20 protein-coding genes and 1 tRNA gene are annotated in these 24,776 nt (G+C 66.8%); 8 read left to right on the top strand and 13 right to left on the bottom strand.

Going from position 1 to position 24,776, the window contains the following annotated elements:
* The first annotated feature begins 54 nt into the window (after positions 1-54).
* The gene (gene pyk, locus AC6CIE_RS26055) at positions 55-1,497 is read left to right on the top strand and encodes a pyruvate kinase (RefSeq protein WP_175123311.1); all 1,443 of its coding nucleotides are present in this window, start codon (positions 55-57) and stop codon (positions 1,495-1,497) included.
* Positions 1,498-1,552: 55 nt separating this feature from the next.
* Here pyk and AC6CIE_RS26060 read toward each other — a convergent pair whose 3' ends face one another.
* Positions 1,553-2,782 carry a nucleoside recognition domain-containing protein gene (locus AC6CIE_RS26060; RefSeq protein WP_175123310.1) on the bottom strand — a complete coding sequence of 410 codons (1,230 nt, stop codon included), beginning with the start codon at positions 2,780-2,782 and terminating at the stop codon, positions 1,553-1,555.
* 143 nt (positions 2,783-2,925) lie between these two features.
* Between AC6CIE_RS26060 and AC6CIE_RS26065 the strand changes: the two genes are divergently transcribed.
* Positions 2,926-5,385: an acyl-CoA dehydrogenase gene (locus AC6CIE_RS26065; RefSeq protein ID WP_498094635.1), complete on the top strand. Its 2,460-nt coding sequence runs from the start codon at positions 2,926-2,928 to the stop codon at positions 5,383-5,385.
* Here AC6CIE_RS26065 and def read toward each other — a convergent pair.
* The 8 genes from def to glyQ are packed head-to-tail and all read right to left on the bottom strand — an operon-like array spanning position 5,382 to position 12,857.
* Positions 5,382-5,915: a peptide deformylase gene (def, locus tag AC6CIE_RS26070; protein ID WP_152383492.1), complete on the bottom strand. Its 534-nt coding sequence runs from the start codon at positions 5,913-5,915 to the stop codon at positions 5,382-5,384. The genes AC6CIE_RS26065 and def overlap by 4 nt on opposite strands.
* 14 nt (positions 5,916-5,929) lie before the next feature.
* Positions 5,930-6,325: a lactoylglutathione lyase gene (gloA, locus tag AC6CIE_RS26075; protein WP_063955180.1), complete on the bottom strand. Its 396-nt coding sequence runs from the start codon at positions 6,323-6,325 to the stop codon at positions 5,930-5,932.
* A gap of 11 nt (positions 6,326-6,336) precedes the next feature.
* On the bottom strand, positions 6,337-7,479 hold the full coding sequence (locus AC6CIE_RS26080; protein WP_498094638.1) for a 2-aminoethylphosphonate--pyruvate transaminase: 1,143 nt from the start codon (positions 7,477-7,479) through the stop codon (positions 6,337-6,339).
* Positions 7,480-7,525: 46 nt separating this feature from the next.
* Positions 7,526-8,551: a YgjP-like metallopeptidase domain-containing protein gene (locus AC6CIE_RS26085; RefSeq protein ID WP_367351476.1), complete on the bottom strand. Its 1,026-nt coding sequence runs from the start codon at positions 8,549-8,551 to the stop codon at positions 7,526-7,528.
* On the bottom strand, positions 8,538-9,266 hold the full coding sequence (locus tag AC6CIE_RS26090; RefSeq protein ID WP_175138872.1) for a lysophospholipid acyltransferase family protein: 729 nt from the start codon (positions 9,264-9,266) through the stop codon (positions 8,538-8,540). The genes AC6CIE_RS26085 and AC6CIE_RS26090 overlap by 14 nt, the downstream gene beginning before the upstream one ends.
* Before the next feature lie 4 nt (positions 9,267-9,270).
* Positions 9,271-9,810 (bottom strand): D-glycero-beta-D-manno-heptose 1,7-bisphosphate 7-phosphatase, encoded by a 540-nt coding sequence (gene gmhB, locus AC6CIE_RS26095; protein WP_175123306.1) that lies wholly within the window; start codon positions 9,808-9,810, stop codon positions 9,271-9,273.
* The gene (glyS, locus tag AC6CIE_RS26100; protein ID WP_367351477.1) at positions 9,807-11,945 is read right to left on the bottom strand and encodes a glycine--tRNA ligase subunit beta; all 2,139 of its coding nucleotides are present in this window, start codon (positions 11,943-11,945) and stop codon (positions 9,807-9,809) included. Before glyS ends, gmhB begins: the two co-directional genes overlap by 4 nt.
* Entirely contained in the window at positions 11,946-12,857 is a 912-nt protein-coding gene (glyQ, locus tag AC6CIE_RS26105; RefSeq protein ID WP_062683440.1) for a glycine--tRNA ligase subunit alpha, read from the bottom strand.
* A gap of 268 nt (positions 12,858-13,125) precedes the next feature.
* Here glyQ and AC6CIE_RS26110 point away from each other — a divergent pair, with 268 nt between their 5' ends.
* From AC6CIE_RS26110 to AC6CIE_RS26125, 4 genes are all read left to right on the top strand, one after another.
* On the top strand, positions 13,126-13,893 hold the full coding sequence (locus AC6CIE_RS26110) for a crotonase/enoyl-CoA hydratase family protein (RefSeq protein WP_056569111.1): 768 nt from the start codon (positions 13,126-13,128) through the stop codon (positions 13,891-13,893).
* Between the two features lie 76 nt (positions 13,894-13,969).
* On the top strand, positions 13,970-15,493 hold the full coding sequence (locus AC6CIE_RS26115; protein WP_175138870.1) for a fumarate hydratase: 1,524 nt from the start codon (positions 13,970-13,972) through the stop codon (positions 15,491-15,493).
* Positions 15,494-15,603: 110 nt separating this feature from the next.
* A tRNA-Trp gene (locus tag AC6CIE_RS26120) sits at positions 15,604-15,675 on the top strand.
* Between the two features lie 27 nt (positions 15,676-15,702).
* Positions 15,703-18,000 (top strand): hypothetical protein, encoded by a 2,298-nt coding sequence (locus tag AC6CIE_RS26125; protein ID WP_498094641.1) that lies wholly within the window; start codon positions 15,703-15,705, stop codon positions 17,998-18,000.
* Positions 18,001-18,057: 57 nt separating this feature from the next.
* Here AC6CIE_RS26125 and AC6CIE_RS26130 read toward each other — a convergent pair whose 3' ends face one another.
* The 3 genes from AC6CIE_RS26130 to AC6CIE_RS26140 are packed head-to-tail and all read right to left on the bottom strand — an operon-like array spanning position 18,058 to position 21,056.
* Positions 18,058-19,275, bottom strand: a complete 1,218-nt coding sequence (locus tag AC6CIE_RS26130; RefSeq protein ID WP_498094643.1) for a CaiB/BaiF CoA transferase family protein — start codon at positions 19,273-19,275, stop codon at positions 18,058-18,060.
* Entirely contained in the window at positions 19,272-20,132 is an 861-nt protein-coding gene (locus tag AC6CIE_RS26135; protein ID WP_498094645.1) for a MaoC/PaaZ C-terminal domain-containing protein, read from the bottom strand. The genes AC6CIE_RS26130 and AC6CIE_RS26135 overlap by 4 nt, the downstream gene beginning before the upstream one ends.
* A 9-nt stretch (positions 20,133-20,141) precedes the next feature.
* Positions 20,142-21,056, bottom strand: a complete 915-nt coding sequence (locus tag AC6CIE_RS26140; protein ID WP_175138867.1) for an SDR family NAD(P)-dependent oxidoreductase — start codon at positions 21,054-21,056, stop codon at positions 20,142-20,144.
* Positions 21,057-21,208: 152 nt separating this feature from the next.
* On the opposite strand from AC6CIE_RS26140, the gene AC6CIE_RS26145 reads away from it, so the two are divergent.
* Positions 21,209-22,108, top strand: a complete 900-nt coding sequence (locus AC6CIE_RS26145) for a LysR substrate-binding domain-containing protein (RefSeq protein ID WP_056569094.1) — start codon at positions 21,209-21,211, stop codon at positions 22,106-22,108.
* A 316-nt stretch (positions 22,109-22,424) separates the two neighbouring features.
* A complete protein-coding gene (locus AC6CIE_RS26150; RefSeq protein ID WP_199778253.1) occupies positions 22,425-23,447 on the top strand; it encodes a Bug family tripartite tricarboxylate transporter substrate binding protein in 1,023 nt (340 codons plus the stop codon).
* A 122-nt stretch (positions 23,448-23,569) separates the two neighbouring features.
* Here the strand turns inward: AC6CIE_RS26150 and AC6CIE_RS26155 are convergent, their stop codons facing one another.
* Positions 23,570-24,241, bottom strand: coding sequence for a lysozyme inhibitor LprI family protein (locus AC6CIE_RS26155; RefSeq protein WP_498094647.1), 672 nt, complete (start codon positions 24,239-24,241; stop codon positions 23,570-23,572).
* Between the last annotated feature and the right edge of the window lie 535 nt (positions 24,242-24,776).

Raw genomic sequence — 24,776 nt, forward strand, 5'->3', positions numbered from 1 at the left:
CAACGCGGCCGGCGTACCATAGCGCTTTCGTTGTTTTTGCGAGAGTGGACCGCCATGCCTGTATTGCGCCGCACCAAAATTGTCGCCACCCTGGGACCCTCGACCTCGTCGCCCGAACGCATCGACGCGATGATTCGCGCGGGGCTGGACGTGGCGCGGCTGAACTTCTCGCACGGCAGCGCGGACGATCACCGCGAACGCGCGCGCATGGTGCGCGAGATCGCCGCCAAGCAAGGCCGCTACGTTGCCATCATGGGCGACCTGCAGGGTCCCAAGATCCGCATCGCACGCTTTGTCGACAAGCTGGTGCATCTGCAGGTGGGCCAGCCGTTCACGCTGTCGCGCGTGCATCCCAAGGACGCGGGCACTGCCAGCATCGTGGGCATCGATTACCCCGAACTCGTCACCGACTGCCGCGTGGGCGACGAGCTGCTGCTCGATGACGGCCGCGTCGTGCTGGTCGTCGACCGCGTCGAAGGCGACGAGGTCCACACCACCGTCACGGTGGGCGGCCCGCTGTCCAACAACAAGGGCATCAACCGCCGCGGCGGCGGCCTGTCGGCGCCCAGCCTCACTGACAAGGACCGCGTCGACATCAAGCTGGCCGCTGAAATGGAACTGGACTACGTGGCCGTGTCGTTCCCGCGCTATGGCAGCGACATCGACGAGGCCCGCACCCTGCTTGCCGCCGCCGGCAGTCAGGCGTGGATCATCGCCAAGATCGAACGCGCGGAAGCCGTGGCCGACGACGAAGCCCTGGACGCGCTGATCCGCGCCAGCGACGGCGTCATGGTGGCGCGCGGCGACCTGGGCGTGGAAGTGGGCGACGCCGAACTCGTGGGCATCCAGAAGCGCATCATCCAGCACGCGCGCACGCTGAACAAGGTCGTCATCACTGCCACGCAGATGATGGAGTCGATGATCTCCAGCCCCATGCCGACCCGTGCCGAAGTCTCCGACGTGGCGAACGCAGTGCTGGACTACACCGATGCCGTCATGCTGTCGGCCGAAAGCGCGTCGGGCCAGTACCCGGTGGAAACCGTGCAGGCCATGGCCCGAGTGTGCCTCGGCGCCGAAAAGCACCCCACCTCGACCAAATCGCACCATCGCGTGGGCGAAACCTTCACGCGCTGCGACGAGACCATCGCGCTGGCGGCCATGTATGCGGCCAACCATTTCCCCGGCGTGAAAGCTGTCATCGCGTTGACCGAAAGCGGCCACACCCCGCTCATCATGTCGCGCATCCGCTCAGGCGTGCCGATCTACTGCTACAGCCCGCACAGCGTGACGCAGAACCGCGTAACCATGTTCCGCGGCGTGTACACGATTCCGTTCTCGCCGTCGGACTACGATCCCGCGGACCTGTCCAACGCCGCCATCGACGAACTGCGCAAGCGCAATCTCGTGCAGACGGGCGACTGGGTCATCCTGACCAAGGGCGATTTCTACCGCGACAGCGGCGGCACCAACGGGATGAAGATCCTGCTGGTGGATTGAAGCGGACGCGTTGCGGCGCGGCGCGGGCGTGAATGCCGGCCGCCGCGCCCTGCGGTCAACCAAAGAACCAGTAGCAGACGCCGATCGCGGCCAGCACGCCGGCCAGGTCGGCGATCAGCGCGCAGCCCACTGCATGGCGGGCGCGCAGGATCCCCACGGATCCGAAATACACCGCCAGCACGTAGAACGTGGTCTCGGTGCTGCCTTGCACCACCGCAGCCAGCAGCGCCGGGAAACTGTCCACGCCAAAGTGCGTCATGGTTTCCAGCATCATCGCGCGCGCCGCGCTGCCCGAGAACGGTTTGACCAGCGCGGTGGGCAACGCGTCCACAAACCGCGTGTCCCAGTTGGCCTGCGCGGCCACCCAGCGGATGCCGTCCAACAGGAAGTCCAGCGCGCCCGACGCGCGCAGCACGCCCACGGCGCAGAGCATTGCCACCAGATAGGGCAGCAGGCTCTTGGCGATGTCGAATCCTTCCTTCGCGCCCTCGATGAAGGCCTCGTACACGGGCACCTTTTTCCAGGCGCCCACGATCAGAAACGCCAGCAGAATGCCGAACAGCGTCAGGTTGCCCATCAGCGAGGACAGCGAGGAGATCGCGGCCGCCGACATGCTGGCCAGCAGCGCCATGAACCCGCCCAGCACCAACGCGGCGCCGCCCAGCCACAGCATGATGACGGGATCGGCCAGGCGCAGGCGCTGGCACAGCGCCACCGCCAGAAAGCCCGCCAGCGTGGACGCGCTGGTGGCCAGCAGGATGGGCAGAAACACCAGCGTGGGATCGGGCGCGCCCTGTTGCGCGCGGAACATGAACAGCGTGACGGGCAAGAGCGTCAGCGACGACGCATTGAGCACCAGGAACAGGATCTGCGCATTGGTGGCGGTGTCGGGCTTGGGGTTGAGCGATTGCAGCTCGCGCATGGCGCGCAGGCCGATGGGCGTGGCGGCGTTGTCCAGCCCGAGGCCATTGGCCGCAAAGTTCAGCGTGATGAGGCCGATGGCTGGATGATTGCGCGGCACCTCGGGCATCAGACGCGCGAACAGCGGTCCCAGCAACCGCGCCAGCTTTTCGACGAGGCCCGCGCCTTCGGCGATGCGCAGGAAACCAAGCCACAGCGTCAGCGTGCCAAACAGCAGCACCATCACTTCCACGGACACGCGCGCCATGTCGAACAGGCTGGCGACCATCTGGCGAAAGACCTCGGGATCTCCGATGACCAGCCAGCGGTACAGCGCGGCCGCGGCAGCGGTGAGGAAGAAGCCAAGCCAGAGTTTGTTCAGCATGCGGACGTGCCCGGACAGCGGTTGATTGCGCATCAGCGCGGCGACGCTCATTGTCGCAGAGTCGGTAAGCCGCAGCTTGGCCGCACGGCGCCAATTCTGGTACTTTGCCCCGATACGTCTTGTAGCGAACCACAGGGGGACCCATGGATTTCAACGCCTGGCGCCGGCGCCGCATTTCGGAACCCGCATACCGCTGGGCCCGCAATGCATTGCCGGTCATGTCGGCCACCGAACGCGAAGCCATCGAAGCCGGCGACAGCTGGTGGGACGCCGACCTGTTCACGGGCAACCCCGACTGGCGCAAGCTCCTCGCCGTGCCGCCCGCGACGTTGACGTCCGATGAGCAACGATTCATCGACGGCCCCGTGCGGCAGCTTTGCGGCATGCTGGACGAATGGGACATCTCGTGGAACCGCCGCGACCTGCCGCCGCGGGTCTGGGAATTCCTGAAGGCGCAGCGCTTCTTCGGCATGATCATTCCGCGGCGCCATGGCGGCCTGGGCTTTTCGCCGTACGCGCACTCCGAGGTCGTGCGCCGCATTTCCGCCTATTCCATCACCGCCGGCGTCACGGTCATGGTGCCGAATTCGCTGGGACCCGGTGAACTGCTCATGCAGTTCGGCACGCAGGCGCAGCGCGATTACTGGCTGCCTCGGCTGGCCGATGGCCGTGAAGTCCCGTGCTTCGGCCTGACCAGTCCCGAAGCCGGATCGGACGCGGCTTCGATGGTCGATACCGGCGTCGTGTGCCGCCAGGTCGTGGACGGCCGAGAGCTCATCGGCATCCGCCTCAACTGGCACAAGCGCTACATCACGCTGGGGCCGGTGGCCACCGTGCTGGGGCTGGCGTTCAAGATGTCGGACCCCGACGGCATCCTGGGCGGCGCCAAGGACATCGGCATTTCCGTGGCGCTGGTCCCCACGGATGCGCCCGGCGTCGACATCGGCCGCCGCCACCTGCCTGCGATGCAGGTCTTCCAGAATGGGCCCAACTCGGGGCGCGACGTCTTCGTGCCGCTGGATGCGCTGATCGGCGGCGTGGAGCGCGCCGGGCAGGGCTGGCAGATGCTGATGAGCGCGCTGGCCGCCGGACGCGGCATTTCGCTGCCGTCGCTGTCGGCGGCCGCCGCCGCGATGTGCGCGCACACCACCGGCATGTACGCCCGGGTGCGCGAGCAGTTCGGCATACCGATCGGCAAATTTGAAGGCGTGCAGGAGCGGCTGGCCAGCCTGGCCGGCAACGCCTATCTGGTCGAGGCCGCGCGCCGCCTGACCTGCGCCGCGCTCAACCAGGGCGTCAAGCCCGCGGTCGTGTCCGGCATCATGAAATACCACGCCACCGAGCGCATGCGCACGTCGGTGAACGACGCAATGGACGTGCATGCGGGCCGCGCCGTCATGGACGGGCCCAGCAATTACCTCGGCTCGCTGTACCGCGCCGTGCCCATCGCGATCACGGTCGAGGGCGCCAACATCCTCACGCGTAATCTGATCATCTTCGGGCAAGGCGCCATCCGCGCCCATCCCTACCTGATGCCGGAGATCCTGGCGCTGGGCAATCCCGACGAGGAACGCGGCATCGAGGTCTTTCACGATGTCTTCTGGCGCCATCTGCGCCACGCGGGCATGAACACGCTGCGCGCGATTGGCCGCGCCTGGACGGGCGGCATGCTGGCGCCCGCGCCGGCCTCGGGACCGGTGGCAGACCATTACCGGAGGCTGGGCCGGTATGCGTCGGGCTTTGCGCTGCTGGCGGACGCCACGCTGGCGCAATTGGGCGGCGGCCTGAAGCGCCGCGAAATGATCTCAGCCCGGCTGGGCGACATCCTGTCCGAACTCTATCTGCTGTCCGCCGTGCTCAAACGCTGGGAAGACGAAGGCCGCAAGCACGATGACCTGCCGCTGGTGCGGTGGTGCATGGCGCAAGGCTACGCCAGCATCGAGAAAAGCATGGATCAGGTGCTGCGCAACTTGCCGGTCAAGGCGCTGTCGTGGGGCCTTCGGGCGGCCATTCTGCCCTTGCGGCTGGCCAAGGGCCCGGACGACGCGCTCACGCGCGAATGCGCCGAGCTGCTGCTCAAGCCGTCGCCCACGCATGTGCGGCTGGCGGCCGACCTGCAGCGCGAGCCCGGCGATGATCCGTTGGGCCTGTTGACCCGCGCCTTCGCGCTGGCCGACGCGGTGCAACCGATCCGCGACCGTCTGCGGCAGTCCAACGTGCGCGACTGGCGCGAGGCCCATCGGCGCGGGGCGATCACGGACGCGCAGGCGGCGCAGCTCGAAGCCGCGGAAGCGACCGTGCTGAAGGTGTTGCAGGTGGATGATTTTGCGCCGGAGGCGCTGACGCCGCAGGGCGAAGGGGCGCCGGTTCGAGTGCAGGAGCAGGAGCAGCCGGAACCGCAGCAGCCGGAACCGCAGCAGCCGGCACCGCAGCAGCCGGCACCGCAGCAACCGGCACCGCAGCAACCGGCACCGCAGCAACCGGCACCGCAGCAACCGGAACCGCAGCAACCGGAACCGCCGCAGCAACCGCCGCAATCACCGCAACCGCCGCAACGGGAGAACGAGCCCCCCGCTGCAGCAAAGCCCGCCGATAACGCCTAATCGTCCTGGTTCGGGTCCATGCCCGGAAACAGGATTTCAGTGAAGCCGAACTTCGTGAAATCCTGGATCCGGGACGGATACAGGCGCCCGATCAGGTGATCGCACTCGTGTTGCACGACGCGCGCATGAAAGCCCTCGGCTTCCCGTTCGATCAGCTGGCCGTACGGATCGCGGCCGCTGTAGCGGATGTGGCGGTAGCGCGGCACCAGGCCGCGCAGGCCGGGCACCGACAGGCAGCCTTCCCAGCCGTCTTCCATCTCGTCCGACAGCGGCGTGATGACCGGATTGCACAGGATCGTCTGCGGCACCGGCGGCGCGTCGGGATAGCGGTCGTTGCGGTCGAAACCGAAGATCACCAGTTGCAGGTCCACGCCGATCTGCGGCGCGGCCAGGCCCACGCCCTGCGCGGCCGCCATGGTCTCGAACATGTCGTCGATCAGGGCGTGCAGCTCAGGGGTGTCAAAACGATCCACGGGCGGCGCCACGCGCAGCAGCCGCGGGTCGCCCATTTTCAGGATGGGATGGATCATGGCCGGCGTCCGGGTCAGTCCTGGCGGTCTTTCTTCTGGATGAACTCGATCTTGTAGCCGTCGGGATCTTCCACGAAGGCGATGACCGTCTTGCCGTGCTTCATGGGGCCGGCTTCGCGGGTGACCTTGCCGCCGCGTTCCTTGACCTTGTCACAGGCTTCGTAGGCGTTGTCGACTTCCAGGGCGATGTGGCCGTAGCCGTTGCCCAGGTCGTACTTGTCGGTGTCCCAGTTGTGGGTCAGTTCGATGACGGCGCCATCGACTTCATCCTGGTAGCCCACGAAGGCCAGCGTGAACTTGCCGTCCGGGTAGTCGTTGCGGCGCAGAAGGCGCATGCCGAGCACGTTGGTGTAGAAGTCGATGGACTTGTCGAGGTTGCCGACGCGCAGCATGGTGTGGAGCAGACGCATGGGAGATTTCCTTAAGCGGTGAGGGGTTGGGGGAACAGCCGGGCATTTCCGGCGCGTTCGCGGGAGACTCCGATGTCGCGCAGCGCGCCGCCCATGGCGTCGACCGCCTGCCGCATCTGACTGGCGCCAAAGGCGCCGATGCAGCCGACCCGGAATGTGGGTTCTTCGGTGTTGGTGAAGTTGCTGATCACATACCCGCGCTGCTTGAGCGCATCCACGAAGAGCTGCAGGTGCCAGGTCGGGGCGTCCGGCGCGCGGACGTTGACGACGATGGGACCTTGCAGCTCGGGCGGCAGGTACGGGGTCAGGCCAAGATCAATCACGCCATCATAGAGCGTGCGCATGTTGGCGGTGTAGCGCGCCAGCCGCGCCTCGCGGCCTTCCTGGCGGAACAGTTCCAGCGCCACGGCCAGCGCCGCCAGCGTGGGCGCCGCGGGCGTGAAGCGGGGCCCGGCGTTGGGCGCCAGCGTGTGCTGATAGATGTCCGCCAGGTCGAGCGACCAGCTTCCGGCGTTGCCGCGCGCGGCGTCCAGGCTGTCGCGGCGCGCGACGACGAAGGCGGCGCCGGGCAGACCTTCCAGGCATTTGTTCGCGGTCAGCACCACGGCGTCGACCGCGGGCAGGGCCCGCAGTTCGAGCGGCAGGGCGCCAAAGGCGGACACCGCGTCCACGATCACGCGGCGTCCCAGCGCATGGGCGATGCGCGCCAGATGAGGCACGTCGTGGCAGATGCCGCTGCCGGTTTCGCTGTAGACCAGCGCCAGGTGCGTGAGTGTCGGGTCGCGTTCCAGCGCTTCGGCAACCGCTAGCGGATCCACGCGCTCGGTCGTGCCCACCGCAAGCGGCACGGCGACGCGGCCGGCCTCGCCGGCCAGCTTCTGCAGACGGGCCGCATAGGCGCCGGTGGACGGCGCCAGCACGCGGCCGCCGGGCGGCACGAAAGTCCGGATGGCGGCTTCGACCGCGAAATGGCCGCAGCCGGGCAGGGCCAGCGCCACGTGTTCGTCCGCGCTGGCCTGCGCAATGGCCAGCACGCCGTCGCAGACCTGCCGGTACAGGGTTCGGAAATCGTTGTCCCACGGCGCATAGTCCTGCGCCATGGCGGCCTTCACCCGCGCATCGGTCGTGACCGGGCCCGGAATCAGCAGCAACATTTCGATTCTCCTTGGAGCGCGATAGACGCTGGTGTGCCCCGGCGCCTCAGAACTGAGGCAGCGAGGCGGGATCGTGACGCCGCAGGATGTTCTTGGCGTCTTCGAAGTCGGGCAGGATCTGGCCCACTTCGCGCCAGAAGTCCTGACTGTGGTTCATCTCGCGCAAATGGGCAAGCTCGTGCGCGATGACGTAATCGATGATGGCGGGCGCGAAATGGATCAGTCGCCAGTTCAGCATGATGTTGCCGTCGCTGGTGCAGGAGCCCCAGCGGGTGGCGGCCGACGACAGGCGCCAGCGGCGGATCTTCAGCCCGCTGATCTGCAGGAAGTGCGCCAGCCGGGTGCCGAACCAGGCGCCCGCGCGCTGTTGCAGCCAGGCTTGCGCTGCATCGCGGATGCGGCCCTGGTCGGCATTGGATGGCAGCGCCAGCCACAGCGTGTCGCCATCCTGCGGCGCGTCGGCATCGCCGGACAGATTGGCTTGGCGGCTGTCGCCGCCCACGCCGATGATGATGCGACGGCCCAGATACGGAAGTTCGCCGCCTGCCTGCCAGCGCGTGTGCGCCATCGCAAGCTGCTGCTTGCGGGCATGCCATTCACGCAGCTTGGTCAGGATCCAGCGGGATTTCTCGCGCACCGCATCGTCGATCTGCGTCAGCGTCACCCAGTTGGGCGCGGTGACGCGCAGGCCGTCGTCGGTGATGACGAAGCCGATGCTGCGCCGCCGCGAGCGCAGCAGCACGAAACCGATGGGTTGCTGTTCGGTGGGCACCTCGCGCCAGCGCGCGCCGGGCGGCAGCGGGTCGGGGCAGGGCGTGGGCACGCGTGAGGCGGCGTTGGGCGAGAGCGTCAGCAGCGGCTCGCCGGTGGCTGCGGGCGCCTTGGCGGCATCGGGAAACAGGTTGGCGGGCGTGACGGGCCGGGGAGTGTCTGGACGGTGAGCCTGGGGCCCGGCGGACGACGCCCGGGGGGCGGCCGTCGGCGTCGGCACGGCGATCAACGGCGGCGCGCCCGCGGGCGCGTCGTCTTCCTGCGTACCAAACAGGAGTTCTAGCTGATCAGTGCTGGGCATACCTTTCGGGGTTGAGACGCCGCATTTCCCCTTCGATCCAGTCCTGAACCTTCTGGTTCAGTTCTTCGGGGGTAAGACCCTTGGATTCTATCGCGGGACCGATCGACAGGGTGACCATGCCGGGATACTTGACGAAAGCGTTGCGGCGCCAGCATTCGCCGGCGTTGTGCGCCACGGGAATGACCACGGCGCCGGTGCGCGATGCGAGCAGCGCACCGCCCATCTTGAAACGTCCGGCCTGGCCCGGCGGCACGCGCGTGCCTTCGGGAAACAGCAGCGGCCAGCGGCCTTCGTTCAAACGGGTCTGGCCTTGCTTGACCACCTGTTCGAAGGCGTCGCGGCCCTTGGCGCGGTCAATGGCGATCATGCGCAAGAGCGCCAGGCCCCAGCCGAAGAACGGCACCATGTGCAGCTCTTTCTTATAGACGAAGCAAACCTCGCGCGGCATGTAGGCCGGGAAGAACAGGGTTTCCCAGGCCGACTGGTGCTTGGACAGCAGCACCGCGGGGCCGTCGGGCAGGTTTTCCCAGCCCTTGACCTGCCAGCGGATGCCGCAGAAGACCTTGGCGCCCCAGATGGCCAGGCGAGGCCAGCCCACCGTGAGCTTGTAGCGCCAGTGCAGCGGCAGCGGCGCCCACAGGATGCAGGCGAAGGCGTACGGGATGACCGTGACGGCCAGGAACACGAAATACAGGAAGGAACGAAGCCGGGCCATCGGGTCACGCGTCCTGCAGCAAGGCGTCGGCCACGGCCGACAGGTCGTTGCAGACGCGCGTGTTGTCCGGCAGTCCACCCTTGGCTTGCGTCTTGGCGCCGTTGCCCGTCAGCACCAGCCACGGCGAGCACCCGGCGGCCGACGAGGCCTGCAGATCGCGCAGCGAATCGCCCACGGCCGGGACACCGGCCAGATCGATGTCGTAGCGGTGACCAATCTGCTCGAACATGCCGGGACGCGGCTTGCGGCAGGTGCAGTCGTCGTCGGGGCCGTGCGGGCACATGAAGATGGCATCGACGCTGCCGCCTACCGCGGCGAGCTCGCGTCGCATCTTGGTGTGGATGGCCGTCAGCGTGTCCATGTCGAACAGGCCGCGCGCCAAGCCCGATTGGTTGGTGGCAACCACCACCTTCCAGCCGGCCTGCGTGAGGCGCGCGATGGCCTGCAGGCTGCCCGGCAGCGCGATCCATTCGTCGGGCGTCTTGACGAAGGCGTCGCTGTCCTGATTGATGACGCCGTCGCGGTCGAGGATGATGAGCTTCACTGGGCGAGCCTGGAAATGTCGGCGACCTGGTTCATCAGGCCATGCAGTTGGGCCAGGAGGGCGAGCCGGTTGGCGCGGACGGCCGGGTCTTCGGCCATGACCATGACGTCGGCAAAGAACGCGTCGACCGGTTCGCGGGCCTGGGCCAGCGTGGACAGGCTGCCGGCGAAGTCGCCGTCGGCAAGCTGCGCCTCGGCCTTGGGACGCAAGGCGGCCACGGCGGTGGCCAGGGCCTTTTCGGCCGGCTCCACCAGCGCGGCGTCGTTCACCGCGCCGATCTCGCCTTCGGCCTTCTTGAGCAGGTTGCCGATGCGCTTGTTGGCGGCGGCCAGGCTGGCGGCCTCGGGCAGCTGCGCAAACGCGGCGGCGGCGCGCACGCGCTCGGCCACCTGGTGCAGCGGCGGGGTCAGCGCGATCACGGCCTCGACGGCGTTGCGGTCGAAGTCGTTGATGAGCTGATTGCGATAGCGCTCATAAATGAAGGTGCGGACCTCGGCCAGCGTGTCGCCCGGAATCTTGTCCGCCGGGAATGTGCCGGCGGCCAGCTGCAGCAGGCCGTCCAGCGTCAGCGGACCGTTCTGGCTGATCTTCAGCCAGCCGCCCGCGGCCAGTTGTTCGAAGGCGCTGATCAGGCCCAACGCGGCGCGGCGCAGGCCGAAGGGGTCGCGTTCGCCGGTGGGGGCCAGGCCGATGGCCCAGATGCCGACCAGCGTTTCGACGCGTTCGGCGATGAACAGCGTGGCGGCGGTCAGGGTGTCCTGCGTGACCGGCGCGTCGTAGCGGTTGCGGTATTGGGTGCGCAGGGCCTCGACGACGCTGGCGGGCTCGCCGTCGCCGGCGGCGTAGTACGCGCCCATGATGCCTTGCAGTTCGGGGAATTCACCGACCATGTTCGAACCGAGGTCGGCCTTGGCCAGCATGGCGGCGCGGTCGGCGGCGGACACGTCGCCGCCCAGTTCGCCGGCGATGCCGCGGGCGATGGCGCGCACGCGCTCGACGCGCTCGAGCTGGGTGCCCAGCTTGTTGTGATAGACGATGGAGCCCAACTGCTCGACACGCGCGGCCAGCGGCGTCTTGCGGTCGGTCTCAAAGAAGAACTGCGCGTCGGCCAGACGGGGGCGTACCACGCGCTGGTTGCCTTCGACGATGTTCACCGGGTTGTCCGTGCGCATGTTGCTCACGATCAGGAAACGGTGAGTGAGACGGCCGGTTGCCGGGTCGAACAGCGGGAAGTATTTCTGGTTCAGCCGCATGGTCAGGATCAGGCATTCCTGCGGCACCTGCAGGAACTGTTCCTCGAACTGGCCCACATAGACGGTGGGGTGTTCGACCAGTGCGGTCACTTCATCCAGCAGCGCGGCCACTTCGGGGTCGTCGCCCAGCGTGGCGGACAGGCGGGCCGCTTCTTCTTGCAACTGGCGCTGGATCTCGGCGCGGCGCGTCTCGAACGACGCCACGACATGGCCCTTTTCCGCCACCGTGGCAACGTAGGCGTCGGCATCGGCGATGGCAACGGCGCCTTCGCTCATGAAGCGGTGGCCCAGGGTTTCGCGGCCGGCGGCCAGGCCCAGTGCCGACACCGGCACCACGTCCGCGCCGAACAGGGCGATCAGGCCGTGCGCCGGGCGCACGAACTTGACGGTGGAGACGCCGTCAGCCAATTGGTAACGCATCACCTTGGGGATGGGCAGGCCGTCGATGGCGGCTTCGATGCCTTCCTGCAGGCCGGCGGCCAGTTGCGCACCCGCGGCCGTGCCGCGCGCCACCAGGTAGTCCTGCTTGCCGTCGGATTCACGGTCCAGCGTGGCGAGGTCGATGTTTTCAAGGCCCTTGGCGGCCAGCTTCTTTTGCAGTGCAGGCGTGGCCTTGCCGTCTTCGGTCAGGCCGATCTTCACGGGCATCAACTTTTCGGCATAGGCCTGGTCGGGCGCCTGCGCCAGCACGGCGGACAGGTGGACGGCCAGGCGGCGCGGCGTCGAATAGGGCGTCACGGCGCAGCCTTCGGCCAGCAGGCCGTGGCGGTCCAGCGTGGCGCGCACGCCTTCGGCAAAGGCCTGGCCCAGCTTCTGCAGGGCCTTGGGCGGGAGTTCTTCGGTCAGCAGTTCGACCAGCAGCGGGCGGATGTTCGTCGTCATTTATGCAGCCTCCCCGGCGGCCTTGTCGCGGCCCAGCATGGGAAAGCCCAGTCGTTCGCGGGAATCGTAGTAGGCCTGCGCGACGGCGCGCGACAGGTTGCGGATGCGGCCGATGTAGGCGGCGCGCTCGGTCACGCTGATCGCGCCGCGCGCGTCCAGCATGTTGAAGGTGTGCGCGGCTTTCAGCGCGGCCTCGTAGGCCGGCAGCGCCAGCGGCACGTCCATCAGGCGCTTGGCCTCGGCTTCGTAGTCGTTGAAATGCGCAAACAGCATCTCGGCCGACGAGTGTTCGAAGTTGTAGGTGGATTGCTCGACTTCGTTCTGGTGGAACACGTCGCGGTACAGCACGCGGTTGCCGTTGGCGCCTTCCGTCCAGACCAGGTCGTACACGCTTTGCACGTCCTGCAAATACATGGCCAGGCGTTCCAGGCCGTAGGTGATTTCACCGGTGGTGGGCGTGCAGTCCAGGCCGCCGACCTGCTGGAAATACGTGAACTGCGTCACTTCCATGCCGTTCAGCCAGACTTCCCAGCCCAGACCCCAGGCGCCGAGCGTGGGGTTTTCCCAGTCGTCCTCGACGAAGCGGATGTCGTGCTGCGTGGGATCGATGCCCAGCGCCTTCAGCGAACCGATATACAGATCCAGGATTTCCGGGGGCGCGGGCTTGAGCACGACCTGGTACTGGTAGTAGTGCTGCAGGCGGTTGGGGTTCTCGCCGTAGCGGCCATCCTTCGGGCGGCGCGAGGGCTGGACATAGGCGGCGCGCCAGGGCTCCGGGCCGATCGCGCGCAGGAACGTGGCCGTGTGCGAGGTGCCGGCGCCGACTTCCATGTCGTAGGGCTGCAGCAGGGCGCAACCCTGTTTGTCCCAGTATTCCTGGAGCGTAAGGATGATTTGCTGAAAGGTGAGCATAGGATTCTTGGAATTCGGCCGCCGGGCAAAAACTGCCCTGCGCGTGGGAAACCCGGCATTTTAACTGGCCTGCGGCCGCAGCGGTCCCCGGTGGGGCCGTACCCGTTACATCTGAGGCTGAGGGCGTCCCCGAATGTGCCCCTGGTGGACACGCGCCGGCCTTTGCCTGCGCCCGCAAACCAATGGTCGTATGATTCCGGGTTGAGCCTGAGTCTTATATAAAACCCGGAACCCGATTCCGAGAAATTCGCGAAAAAGGAGCAGTCCCATGTCTGACCTGATCACGGTGGAAGTCACCGACGGCATCCAGATCATCACGATCAACCGTCCCGAGGCCAAGAACGCCATCAACCTGGAAACCGCCGTGGCCATGGCCGCCGCGCTGGACCAGCTGGACAGCCGTGACGACGTGCGCATCGGCATCCTGACGGGTGGCGGCGGCACGTTCTCGTCGGGCATGGACCTGAAGGCATTCGCCGCGTCCGGCCAGCGTCCTTACGTCGAAGGCCGCGGTTTTGCCGGCCTGAACGAACGCCCGCCCAAGAAGCCGCTGATCGCCGCCGTCGAGGGCTACGCCCTGGCGGGCGGTTGCGAAATGGCGCTGGCTTCCGACCTGATCGTGGCCGCCAGCAACGCCAAGTTCGGCCTGCCCGAGGTCAAGCGCGGTCTGGTGGCCGGCGCCGGCGGCCTCCTGCGCCTGCCGCGCCGCCTGCCGTACCACATCGCCATGGAAGTCATCCTGACCGGCGAAATGCTGAGCGCCGAACGCGCCCACGCCTTTGGCCTGGTCAACCGCCTGACCGAGCCGGGCGGCGCCCTGGCCGGCGCGCTGGAACTGGCCCGCGCCATCGTCGAGAACGGCCCGCTGGCCGTCCAGACGGCCAAGAGCATCGTCGCGCAAGGCGGCGACTGGGACCAGGAAGGCATGTTCGACCGCCAGCGCCCGCTGATCGCGCACATCTTCACTTCCGCTGACGCCAAGGAAGGCGCCACCGCCTTCGCCGAAAAGCGCAAGCCCGTGTGGCAAGGCAAATAGGGCGTCCAATACTTTTACCTCGCGGCCGCTAGCCGGCCGCGTTTCACGTTTTCCCCCTCCAGACCTGCAAATCGCCATGTCCGTCATCATTAAAGAAGAAGACTTGATCCAGTCGATAGCCGATGGCATCCAGTTCATCAGCTATTACCACCCCGTCGATTACATCCGCCACCTGGCGCGCGCCTACGAGCGCGAGGAAAGCCCGGCCGCGCGCGATGCGATGGCGCAGATCCTGACCAACTCGCGCATGTGCGCCGAGGGCAAGCGTCCGCTGTGCCAGGACACCGGCATCGTCAACGTCTTCCTGAAGATCGGCATGAGCGTGCGCTTTGACACCAAGCGCACCCTGCAGGAGCTCTGTGACGAAGGCGTGCGCCGCGGCTATCTGAATCCGGACAATCCGCTGCGCGCCTCCGTGCTGGACGACCCGCTCTTCGCGCGCAAGAACACGCGCGACAACACGCCCTGTATCCTGCACGTCGAGCTTGTCCAGGGCGACAAGGTCGACGTGCAGATCGCCTCGAAGGGTGGCGGTTCCGAGAACAAGACCAAGTTCGCCATGCTGAACCCCAGCGATTCGCTGGTGGACTGGGTCCTCAAGACCGTTCCGTCGATGGGCGCCGGCTGGTGCCCGCCCGGCATGCTGGGCATCGGCGTTGGCGGCACGGCCGAAAAGGCCATGCTGATGGCCAAGCAGTCGCTGATGGAAGACATCGACATGTATGAACTGCTGGCCCGCGGCCCGCAGAGCAAGCTGGAAGAGCTGCGCATCGAGCTCTACGAAAAGGTCAACGCGCTGGGCATCGGCGCCCAGGGCCTGGGCGGCCTGACCACCGTGCTGGACGTCAAGATCAGCACCTTCCCGACCCACGCGGCCTCCAAGCCCGTCGCCATGATCCCGAACTGTGCAGCCACGCGCCACGCGCACTTCGAGCTGGACGGCTCGGGTCCCGCGCGCCTGGATCCGCCGTCGCTGTCCGAATGGCCCGAAGTGCACTGGGCGCCGGACTACAACAAGTCCAAGCAGGTCGACCTGAACACGCTGACCAAGGAAGAAGTCGCCAGCTGGAAGCCGGGCCAGACCCTGCTGCTGTCGGGCAAGATGCTCACCGGCCGCGACGCCGCGCACAAGCGCATCCAGGACATGCTGGCCAAGGGCGAACCGCTGCCCGTGGACTTCACCAACCGCGTCATCTACTACGTGGGTCCGGTGGATCCGGTGGGCGATGAAGTGGTCGGCCCGGCAGGCCCCACCACCGCCACGCGCATGGACAAGTTCACGGACATGATGCTGGAGAAGACGGGCCTGATCTCGATGATCGGCAAGTCCGAGCGCGGCCCCGTCGCGATCGAAGCCATCAAGAAGCACGGCTCGGCCTACCTGATGGCCGTCGGCGGCGCTGCCTACCTGGTGTCCAAGGCGATCCGCGGCGCCAAGGTGCTGGGCTTTGCGGACCTGGGCATGGAAGCCATCTATGAGTTCGACGTGAAGGACATGCCGGTGACGGTGGCGGTCGACGCTCAGGGCACCTCGGTCCACACGACCGGCCCGAAGGAATGGCAGGCCAAGATCGGCAAGATCCCGGTTGCCGTTGCCTGAACGCCTTGACTGCATGAAGTCCGAATTGGCCGCTGACATCAGCGGCCAATTTTTTTGACGTTTTTTTGCCGGGTGCGCGGCGCAATCGATGTATATACTCCGTCCGTCGTTCCGGGATAGTTCAGCGGCAGAACATTCGGCTCCAGTCCGGATAGGCGCTGGTTCGAATCCAGCTCCCGGATCCCTTCCTCTTTTCCAAGCGACGCAGCATGGATGACGCGCCGGATGCGCACAGGGCGGGTAGCGGCTATGCCGCGGCCATGCTCGCCAAAGCCTTCCTGACCCACGAGACCCACCCGGACCCAGCCGTGCGCGAGCGCGCAGCGGTACGCGTTGAACGCTGGCGCCAGGTGCTGGCGCATGCGCTGGACGGTTCGGTCAGCTATGGCTCCGCCACGCCGCTGCCCGGGATTCCCAACTGGGTGACGCTGGACGTCGCCACCGGCGGCTTTGCCACGGGCGATCTGCTTGCCGGCGGACCCCTGACGTCCTACGAGCGCGAATTGGCGGCGACGCTTTCCGGCATCACGCCGGGCAGCGAACGGCGCGATCTCAATGCCTGGTTTCTCAGCGAAGCCGGCGTCGCGCAGCTGCAAGACCGTCTGGCGCGTGGCGACTATCGCATCGAGGTGCCGGAAGAAGCTGCGCTGGCCGTGGTGGCGTGGCTGTTGGGTCAAGGGCTTGGCGACGCCGCGCGGGAACTGGTCGCGGTGGTGGCGCCGTTCTTCGACCGGCTGCGATTCTTCCCCGAGCCCGGCTCGGCCGATGGCGCGTCGGCCGCCGACATTCATGTCAGCACCGCGGGCGACGTTGCCGCGCGATTGTCCGGCTTGCCTGCGCAGCCGCGCATCGCGGCGCAGCGCGCGGCCGTTCAGAACCTGCTGCCCGTTTACGACCGCGCCGTCGCGCTGTTCCTTGAAACGGTCGAAGACGATTGGCCGTGCCGGCGTTATCCGCAGGATTGGCGTCAACGCGCGCAGGCGCTGACGAACGAGATCAATGCCGCCCAGGACAGCGGCCAGTTGCCGATCGGCACGTCGCGCAGACATCGCCACAAGCGCGAGCTCTTCGGCCTGCTGGCGCAATGCGCGCAGGACGCTGCCAGCCTGACCGGCAAGCAGGTCGGCCGCATACGCCGCATCGTCCGCGATTTCGTGGCCGCGCATGGCGAGCCCGGGTCCGCGGAGCACGAGGCCGTGCGCCAACGTCAGCGCGAGGATGTTTCCGCAGTGGGATTCCATGAGATCGCGCGCGTGGTGGCCGCTCGCTTGCGGAATCATCCGCCGACGGCCGGCGTGCGCGATCTGGCCGCGGTGCTGGCGCCGATGAGTGCGACCGAAGCCGCAACGCTCCAATTGCCGCCGGGCGTGCAGGTGCCGGCGCCCATCGCGCGCCGTGCGCAGCGCTGCCAGAGCGGCACGCTGGCCGACCTGGTGACGCGGGAACTGATCACCTCCTCGGACTTCCTGGCGACGCTGACGCCGCAGATCACGTCGGGTCTGCAAAGCGGCGGCTTCGACGATGCGGCATTGCGCACGCTCTACAGCGCTTGTTATCGCGCGTTTCGCCGGCGCCGATCACTACTCCTGGTCAATCTTGAACGGCAGGCCTCGTTCGACCGGTTGCCCTGGATCGCGGCCCTGGAGAATCTGCGGCATCCCGCGCGGCAGGACGCCGACGCGGCGCGCGCTGCGCTGACGGAAATCGCGGAACTCGCGCTTGCGTCATTTCCGCATGCGCCCGTGCCGAACAAGCTGCTGCAGGAACTGCATGCGCTTGCCGAGCGCGCGCAATGGTCGCTGCCGCTGGTGGATGAGGTGGCGGCGGACATCTTCATGGGGCGATTCGGACGCAAGTTCCAGGAGGCGGCGCAATGCGCGGCGGCGCTGCTCGGCGACTGTCTGTACACCCGCTACTTCGACATCGACGCCCGCCAGGTGCTGGCGTTGCCGTTGCCGCCGACATCACGTGGCCAGGACGCCGGCGCCGATGCGTTCGACCGGCTTTGCATCACGCGCGCCGGCGTACAGCCAGGCTTCGGCCAGGTGGGCGCCAACGGCATGGTCATCGAGCAGCAGCAGATCCTGACGACGCAGAATCTTGCCGTGCTGGTGAAGGGCGCAGGGCTGGATGAGAGGCTGCGTGACCAGTACGGCCGCATGGCGATGGCCGGTTTCGAATGGATCTGCGCGCGCCATCAGATGAAGATTCACGATTGGCACGCGTGTGTGCGGATGACCCGCAACACCGCCTACGCCTGGCGGCAGGTGCTGTTCTTTCTGTCGATGATGCCGCAGGCGGAGCAGGCAGCAACCATCGCCGCCATGGATGCGCATTTCCGGGCGCAGAGCAGGGCGTTTCGCGATCGCTTCGAACCCGTGATTCGCGGCCTGCACGTGGCGGCAGGCGGCCACCGGCTGCCGCAGCATGACGCCGGCCCGCAAGGCGCGCGCGTGTTTCGAGGCTGGTTCAACACGCGCCACTGGCTGCTCGACGGCATGCACTGAGCCGCGCGGCGATGCCGGGGGTGACGCCGCAGCGTGCTGCCGCGCCTTCCCCCCAGCCTACTTCCGAAACGCCGCGATGGCCTCCGCCGACTTGCCCAGCACGTCGCGCAGCACTTCCTCGGTATGCTCGCCTAGCATCGGTGGCGCGCGGCGGTACACGACGGGAGAATCCGAAAACCGCAGCGGACTGGCCGTCACGGGCGCCACGCCGCCCGCCGGATGCGGCATGTCGCGACGCAGCTGCCGCGCCTGCGCCTGCGGGTGCGCAAACGCCTGAGCGATGTCGTTGATCGGCCCGCATGGCACACCCACTGCTTCCAGCTTGGCAATCCAGTCATCACGCCGGCCTTCGCGCATGATGTCCGTCAGGATGCCGATCAGCGCCACGCGGTTGGTGACGCGCAGCCGGTTCGTGGCAAAGCGCGGATCGTCGCCCAGCTCCGGCACACCGATGGCGCGGCAGTAGGCGCGGTACTGCGATTCGTTGCCCGTGGCGACGATCAGGTGGCCGTCGCTGGCCGCAAACACCTGATAGGGCACCACATTCTGATGCGCGTTGCCGGCGCGCGTGGGCGCCACGCCCGAGTTGAAGTAGTTGGAGTTCTGGTTTGCCAGCAGGGCCACGTGGCTGTCCAGCAGCGCAATGTCCAGATGCTGGCCCTGACCGCTGCGATGACGCTCCTGCAGGGCCGCCAGCACCGCTACGGTGGCGTACATGCCGGTAACGATGTCGGTGACCGCCACGCCCGCCTTCTGCGGCCCGCCGCCCGGCAGGTCGTCGCGCTCGCCCGTGATGCTCATCAGCCCGCCCATGCCCTGGATCATGAAGTCGTAGCCGGGCCGCTGCGCAAACGGACCATCCTGGCCGAAGCCGGTGACCGAGCAATAGATGAGGCGCGGGTTGATGGCTTTCAGGCTTTCATAATCCAGCCCGTACTTGGCCAGTCCGCCGACCTTGAAGTTCTCGACCAGAATGTCGCTGACCGCCGCCAGTTCGCGAATCAGCGCCGCGCCTTCGGGCGTGGCCATGTCGGCTTCGACCGAGCGCTTGTTGCGGTTGGCGCTAAGGTAATACGCCGATTCGTTGGTGTCCTGGCCGTCCCCGTCCTTTAAAAAGGGCGGTCCCCAAGCGCGGGTGTCGTCGCCGACGCGCGGGCGTTCGATCTTGATGACGTCGGCGCCCAGGTCGGCCAGGTTCTGCGTGCACCACGGGCCGGCCAGGATGCGCGACAGGTCCAGCACGCGGATGCCGTCAAGCGGAGGCGGGCGCGTCATGATTGCACCGTCGCGGTGCCGTGGCTCATGACCACGATGCCGCGCTCTTTCGCGCGGGCAATGAAGCGGATCTGCCCATCCGGCATACGCCACATGTCGCACTGCAGCGTCTCGCCCGGATAGACGGGCGCCGAGAACCGCGTATTCAGGCTGGTGAGCCGCGCCGCGTCGTAGTCGCAGAAGGTCTTGACGATGGCATGCGCCGCCACGCCGTACGAGCACAAGCCGTGCAGGATGGGCCGGGGATAACCCGCCTGGCGCGCGACCTCCGGGTCTGCGTGCAGCGGATTGCGGTCGGCGTTCAGGCGATACAGCAGCGCCGCGCTGGACGGAATGCGCAGCTCGCAGCGCAGTTCCGGGTCGCCATCGGGCGCGGCGGGCAGGGCCTCGGGGCTGGCATCGCCGTCGCCGAATCCGCCATCCCCGCGGCAGAACGTGCTGGAGCGCAGCGTGGCCAGGCATTGCCCGTCTTCGTCGTGCAGCGTGCGTTCGCTGACGATGATGGCGCCTTTGTCCGCACCCTTGTCGATCACGTGCGTGTTGCGCGTTTTGCCGGTGACGACGCCCGACACCGGCAGCGGCGCATGCAACGTCAGCCGCTGCTCGCCATGCACCACTTTCACCCAGTCCACCGTCGAGCGCGGGTCGCTGACCCAGAAGCCCGGGTAGCCGAGGATCACGCTCATCGTCGGGAACGCGCGCAGGTCCTTTTCGTACACGTAGCGCAACTGTGCCGCGTCTTCCGGATCCTGTCCCAGGCCGATGCCCAGCGCATACAGCATCGTGTCCTTCTGTTCATAACGCTGACGCACATCGTCAAAGCGCCAGTCCTTCACGGTTGCATAGTCCAACGGCATGTGGCGGCCTCAGATGGGATCCCAGTCGATCACGTCGGGCGAACGCTCCAACGCGTAGAAGTGCTTGCGCATCGCGGGCGCGGCGATCTCGGCGATGCGCTCCGGCGTCCAGCCTTCGCTGTGATGCACCGTGCGCAGCGGGCGGGGCTGGCTCATCAGCATGATCTCGTTCGCGCGCACGGCAAAGATCTGCGCCGTGATCTCGCTGGCCGCGTCGCTGGCCAGAAACACGGCCATCGGCGCCACCTTGCCGGCCTCCATCTTTTTCAGCTTCTCGACGCGCGCCTTTTCTTCGTCGGTCTCCGCCGGAATGGAGCTCGTCATGCGGCTCCAGGCAAACGGCGCGATGCAGTTGGACCGCACGTTGTAGCGCGCCATGTCCAGCGCAATCGACTTGGACAATGCGACGATGCCCAGTTTGGCGGCTGCATAGTTGGCCTGTCCAAAATTGCCGATCAAGCCCGAGGTGGACGTCATGTGCACGAAGGCGCCAGACTCCTGTTCACGAAAGTAGGGCGCCGCCGCGCGGCTCATGTAGAACGAGCCGTTCAGGTGCACGTCGATCACCTGCCGCCATTCCTCTTCGCTCATCTTGTGGAAAACCCGGTCGCGCAGATTGCCTGCGTTGTTGATCACGGCGTCGACGCGGCCAAACGCGTCGATCGCCGTCTGCACGACGCGGCTGGCGCTGTCGTACGCGGCCACGCTGTCGGTGTTGGCGACGGCTTGGCCACCCGCCTCCACGATTTCCTTCACGACCGCCTGCGCGGGGCCGTCCGCGCCGCCTTCGCCCGTGAGCGACACGCCGATGTCGTTCACCACGACCTTCGCGCCCGCCTCGGCCATTGCCAGCGCCACGCTGCGGCCGATGCCACCGCCCGCGCCCGTCACGATCACCACCTTTCCGGATACCAAGCCGCTCATTGCTTCTGACTCCTGTGCTGCGGCGCGCACGCCGTCTGTGGAAAACAGTTCCGCATCAACCCGTCTGGTTCATGGGCATGGCCTCATGGTAGATTCGACCCGGCATTCGAAGAATTCAAAATTAGAAATGCCCCCCTTCTGCGTGGTGGAACATGAGACATGATCTGACGGACCTGCGTTTGTTCTTGAACGTGGGCGAAACACTCAATCTGACCCGTGCTGCGGAACGCACTTTCCTGTCCTTGCCCGCGGCAAGCGCGCGGGTCAAGCACATGGAAGAGGCATTCAAGGCCCGTCTGCTGGTGCGCATGGCCACCGGCGTCGCGCTCACGCCCGCCGGCGAGGTGCTGCTCAAGCACGCCAATGCCGTCTTCCGCCAGCTTGAATGCCTGAACGCCGATCTGCAGCCCTACGCCAGCGGCCTGAAAGGCCGCCTGCGCCTGCTGGCCAACACCACCGCCACCAACTCCTTCCTGGCCGACGCGCTGTCCACGTTTCTCGCTGAGAACCCGGACGTCGACGTCGAGCTCGAGGAAAAAATCTCCGGCGACATCGTCATCGCGATCCGCGCGGGCGCCGGCGACCTGGGCCTTGTCGCCGGCAATATCGACGTTGAGGGCCTGGACGTCACGCCGCTGTTCCGCGATGAACTCACCGTGGTCACATCGCTGGACCATCCGCTGGCCGCACAGAAGACCGCGCATTTCGCCGACCTTGTGGACGCCTACCAGTTCGTCGGCATCCACCCGGACAGCGCGATCCAGACCTTCCTCGAAGACATCGCCAGCGGCCTGGGCAAGCGCATCTGCCAACGCGTCCACGTAGGCAGCTTTGAAGCCGTGTGCCGCATGGTCGAGGCCGGCGCAGGCATCGCCGTTGTGCCGCGCGCGTGCGCGGCGCGCTACAGCCGCCCTGATTTCCTGCACGTGTTGAAACTGGATGACCCCTGGGCGCTGCGAGATCGCCTGCTGTGCCGCCAGCGCGGCCGCGACCTGCCCAGTTTTGCCGAGTGCTTCATCGGCCACGTGCAACGCGCCGCACGCGGGCAGTAGGGGGCTGCGACAGACAGGACGCCTGCAGCCAATCGCGCCTGCAACAGATAAGGCGTCCGCCACCCATGGCAGCCCGCGTCGTCGTCGTGCGCTTGCGACGCTGAAACGCCCGCGGTCGATCACCTGAATGCACCGGGTCGGGGTTTGTCCTGATCAGAATGTCCTAGCCCGTGTGCCGTAGCCCGGCCTCACCGCGAGATCGCCGGGCGTGCAGTCCGTCTTTCCGGCAGCGCGAAAGAGGGGCTTTTGCAAATACGTAGCGGCGTCGATCCGCATTCGGCAAATAATAAAAAACAGCGGCGGGCGGCAGCACGCGATGTCCAGCCGTGACCAGAACAAAACTCAGGAGACTGCCGTGATTCATCAAGACCGCCGCCGCGTCCTCGCGGGGCTGGGCGCAGCCTGCGCCGCCGCCATGCTTCCATCCTGGGCCCGCGCCGCCACCTGGCCGGGCCACGCCGTCACCTTCATCGTTCCCTTTCCCGCCGGCGGCCCCGTCGACACCACCGCACGCTTCACCACGCAGCCCCTTGGCCAGCTCTGGTCCGTGCCCACCGTCGTCGACAACAAGTCAGGCGCCGGCGGCATCGTCGGCGCCCAGTTCGCCGCGAAAGCAGAGCCCGACGGCTACAACTTCTTCTTCGCCTCCATCCACCACGCAGTCCTTCCCAGCCTGCGCAACAACCTCAGCTACGACATCACCACCGACTTCGTGCCAGTAGGCATGGCCGCGGTATTCCCCATCGTCCTCGTCGTCAACGCATCGCTGCCCGTCAACACCGTCAGCGAACTCATCGCCTACGCCAAACAGAACCCCGGCAAACTGTCCTTCAGTTCCTCCGGCACCGGCGGCGGCACGCACCTGGCCGGCGAACTCTTCAACGCCATGGCCGGCGTGCGCATCCAGCACGTCCCATACCGCGGCAGCGCACCCGCCATGCAAGATCTGCTCGGCGGCCAGGTGCAAGTCATGTTCGCCGACGGCCCCTCCGCCGTCCCCCACCTCAAAGGCGGCAAGATCCGCGCACTGGGCGTCGGCAACCCCACACGATCCAGCATGGTCCCCGACATCCCCACCATCGCCGAATCGGGCCTGCCCGGCTACGAAGCCTACTCGTGGAGCGGCGTCATGGCGCCCAAAGGCACCCCGCCCGACATCGTCAAGCGCATCAACGCGGACATGGTGAAGGTCCTGTCGAACGACAGCACCGCAAAGGCAATGATCGCCGCCGGCGCGGAACCCAAGCCGGGTTCACCCGAGGAATTCGGAAAATTCGTGCGCGACGAAATCGCAAAGTGGCGCGACCTGATCAAGACCGCGAACATCAAGCTGGAGTGATCCAGTCGGAATCGTGAAGATCAGCGTGAACCGGGCTGGTCGGCACTGCCGACATCACCCGAGGAGTGACCTGACGCGGCGCGCGATTGCGCATCAGGTCACTCGCGCAACCGCGGTGGTGATCAGCGCACCGCGAACCAGTTGCCAGACAAACTGCCGTTCATGCCGCAAAACGGCGGCCCGAAGCCCTCATTCTTCACACCGGCAGGCGGCGTCTCAACCGTCACCAGCACCGCACCGCGGCGCTTGAGCGTCAGCGACCAGGGCGGTCCATCCTGATAGATCACCGTCAGCGTGTCGCCCGACACAATGCCCCGGCCGCTCAAATCGCAAACCCAGTTCCCGCTATACGGCCGCGCCGAATTCGCCGCCACCAGAAACTCGCCACGCGAATTCTGCGTAACCTCGATCTCGCCCTCGATGTTCCTCCACTTGCCAACAAATCCGTCGGCCGGCTTGGGATTGATCGCTTTCAGAAACTCCAAGCGATATCGCATGGTGTCGGTGAGCGCCTGGAAAGGCGTGCTCTGCACGTAGGGCTCTGCATACGCTCTGTCGCGCACGCCCAGAAAGTACTTCTGATCGGCAACCAACGCCTTGGCCGCCTCGGCATCCAGTTGATCGCGCACGGCTTTGTATTGCTGCGCAATGGCAGCGTCATGATCCCCCAATCGCGAATTGCCGCAAAGAGACTTCTCAACCGGCGTGGAAGCCTTGGCGCAATTGAACGAGGGCGCGGCCACAACACTGCCAGCCATCGCCAGCGAAGCCGAAAGGACCAGATATCGAATCATGGTGTGAAGCTCTCCAGAGGATGTACAAGTCCGGCCGCCGACCGGCGCCGCATGACCGCGCAGTTTACCGGTGTTGCCGTCATGTCGGAGAGGGTGTCTGACACCCTGCGAAGACTGTCGTCATGTGGCGGATGTGCCTCAAGGGTGTCAGACACCTGCCATACCGGCGCACATCGGAAGCGAAAAATGCACCCAGAGTACGAGCCGCCACCGCAAGCGCGAAGCGCCATCCCCAGACGCAAGACACCGCGTAAGCGTCCGGAGGCCGCCCGCGCGGCCAACCGGCCGCGGGCCCCGCAAGACGCTCAAAACCCGCGCAAGCGCAGCCAAGAACCTCAAGAACTCAACCCGCCCCAGCGCCCGCCAAGCTGAAACCACCCGAGCCCGGTGCGGCGTCGGCCTGGGGCGCGCGGGGCGTGTAGATGCGCCCGAGGGAATCTGAAGGGAAGGCCGCAGGCCTGGACGAAGATGACGACGGGGCAGTCCGGAGCGAAGGCTCCGGACCGCAATCGTAGCCCCGCGCGCCCCAGGCCGA

The sequence above is a fragment of the Achromobacter sp. GQ309 genome, assembly GCF_059759315.1.

Bases quoted from the DNA above. Each gene is read 5' to 3' on its own strand.
- AC6CIE_RS26110 (WP_056569111.1), top strand. From the start codon at position 13,126: ATGTCTGACCTGATCACGGTGGAAGTCACCGACGGCATCCAGATCATC.
- AC6CIE_RS26145 (WP_056569094.1), top strand. From the start codon at position 21,209: ATGAGACATGATCTGACGGACCTGCGTTTGTTCTTGAACGTGGGCGAA.
- AC6CIE_RS26155 (WP_498094647.1), bottom strand. From the start codon at position 24,241: ATGATTCGATATCTGGTCCTTTCGGCTTCGCTGGCGATGGCTGGCAGT.
- AC6CIE_RS26140 (WP_175138867.1), bottom strand. From the start codon at position 21,056: ATGAGCGGCTTGGTATCCGGAAAGGTGGTGATCGTGACGGGCGCGGGC.
- AC6CIE_RS26115 (WP_175138870.1), top strand. From the start codon at position 13,970: ATGTCCGTCATCATTAAAGAAGAAGACTTGATCCAGTCGATAGCCGAT.
- AC6CIE_RS26065 (WP_498094635.1), top strand. From the start codon at position 2,926: ATGGATTTCAACGCCTGGCGCCGGCGCCGCATTTCGGAACCCGCATAC.
- def (WP_152383492.1), bottom strand. From the start codon at position 5,915: ATGATCCATCCCATCCTGAAAATGGGCGACCCGCGGCTGCTGCGCGTG.
- AC6CIE_RS26125 (WP_498094641.1), top strand. From the start codon at position 15,703: ATGGATGACGCGCCGGATGCGCACAGGGCGGGTAGCGGCTATGCCGCG.
- pyk (WP_175123311.1), top strand. From the start codon at position 55: ATGCCTGTATTGCGCCGCACCAAAATTGTCGCCACCCTGGGACCCTCG.
- AC6CIE_RS26150 (WP_199778253.1), top strand. From the start codon at position 22,425: ATGTCCAGCCGTGACCAGAACAAAACTCAGGAGACTGCCGTGATTCAT.
- gloA (WP_063955180.1), bottom strand. From the start codon at position 6,325: ATGCGTCTGCTCCACACCATGCTGCGCGTCGGCAACCTCGACAAGTCC.
- AC6CIE_RS26090 (WP_175138872.1), bottom strand. From the start codon at position 9,266: ATGGCCCGGCTTCGTTCCTTCCTGTATTTCGTGTTCCTGGCCGTCACG.
- AC6CIE_RS26135 (WP_498094645.1), bottom strand. From the start codon at position 20,132: ATGCCGTTGGACTATGCAACCGTGAAGGACTGGCGCTTTGACGATGTG.
- AC6CIE_RS26085 (WP_367351476.1), bottom strand. From the start codon at position 8,551: ATGCCCAGCACTGATCAGCTAGAACTCCTGTTTGGTACGCAGGAAGAC.
- AC6CIE_RS26080 (WP_498094638.1), bottom strand. From the start codon at position 7,479: ATGTTGCTGCTGATTCCGGGCCCGGTCACGACCGATGCGCGGGTGAAG.
- AC6CIE_RS26130 (WP_498094643.1), bottom strand. From the start codon at position 19,275: ATGACGCGCCCGCCTCCGCTTGACGGCATCCGCGTGCTGGACCTGTCG.
- glyS (WP_367351477.1), bottom strand. From the start codon at position 11,945: ATGACGACGAACATCCGCCCGCTGCTGGTCGAACTGCTGACCGAAGAA.
- glyQ (WP_062683440.1), bottom strand. From the start codon at position 12,857: ATGCTCACCTTTCAGCAAATCATCCTTACGCTCCAGGAATACTGGGAC.
- AC6CIE_RS26060 (WP_175123310.1), bottom strand. From the start codon at position 2,782: ATGCTGAACAAACTCTGGCTTGGCTTCTTCCTCACCGCTGCCGCGGCC.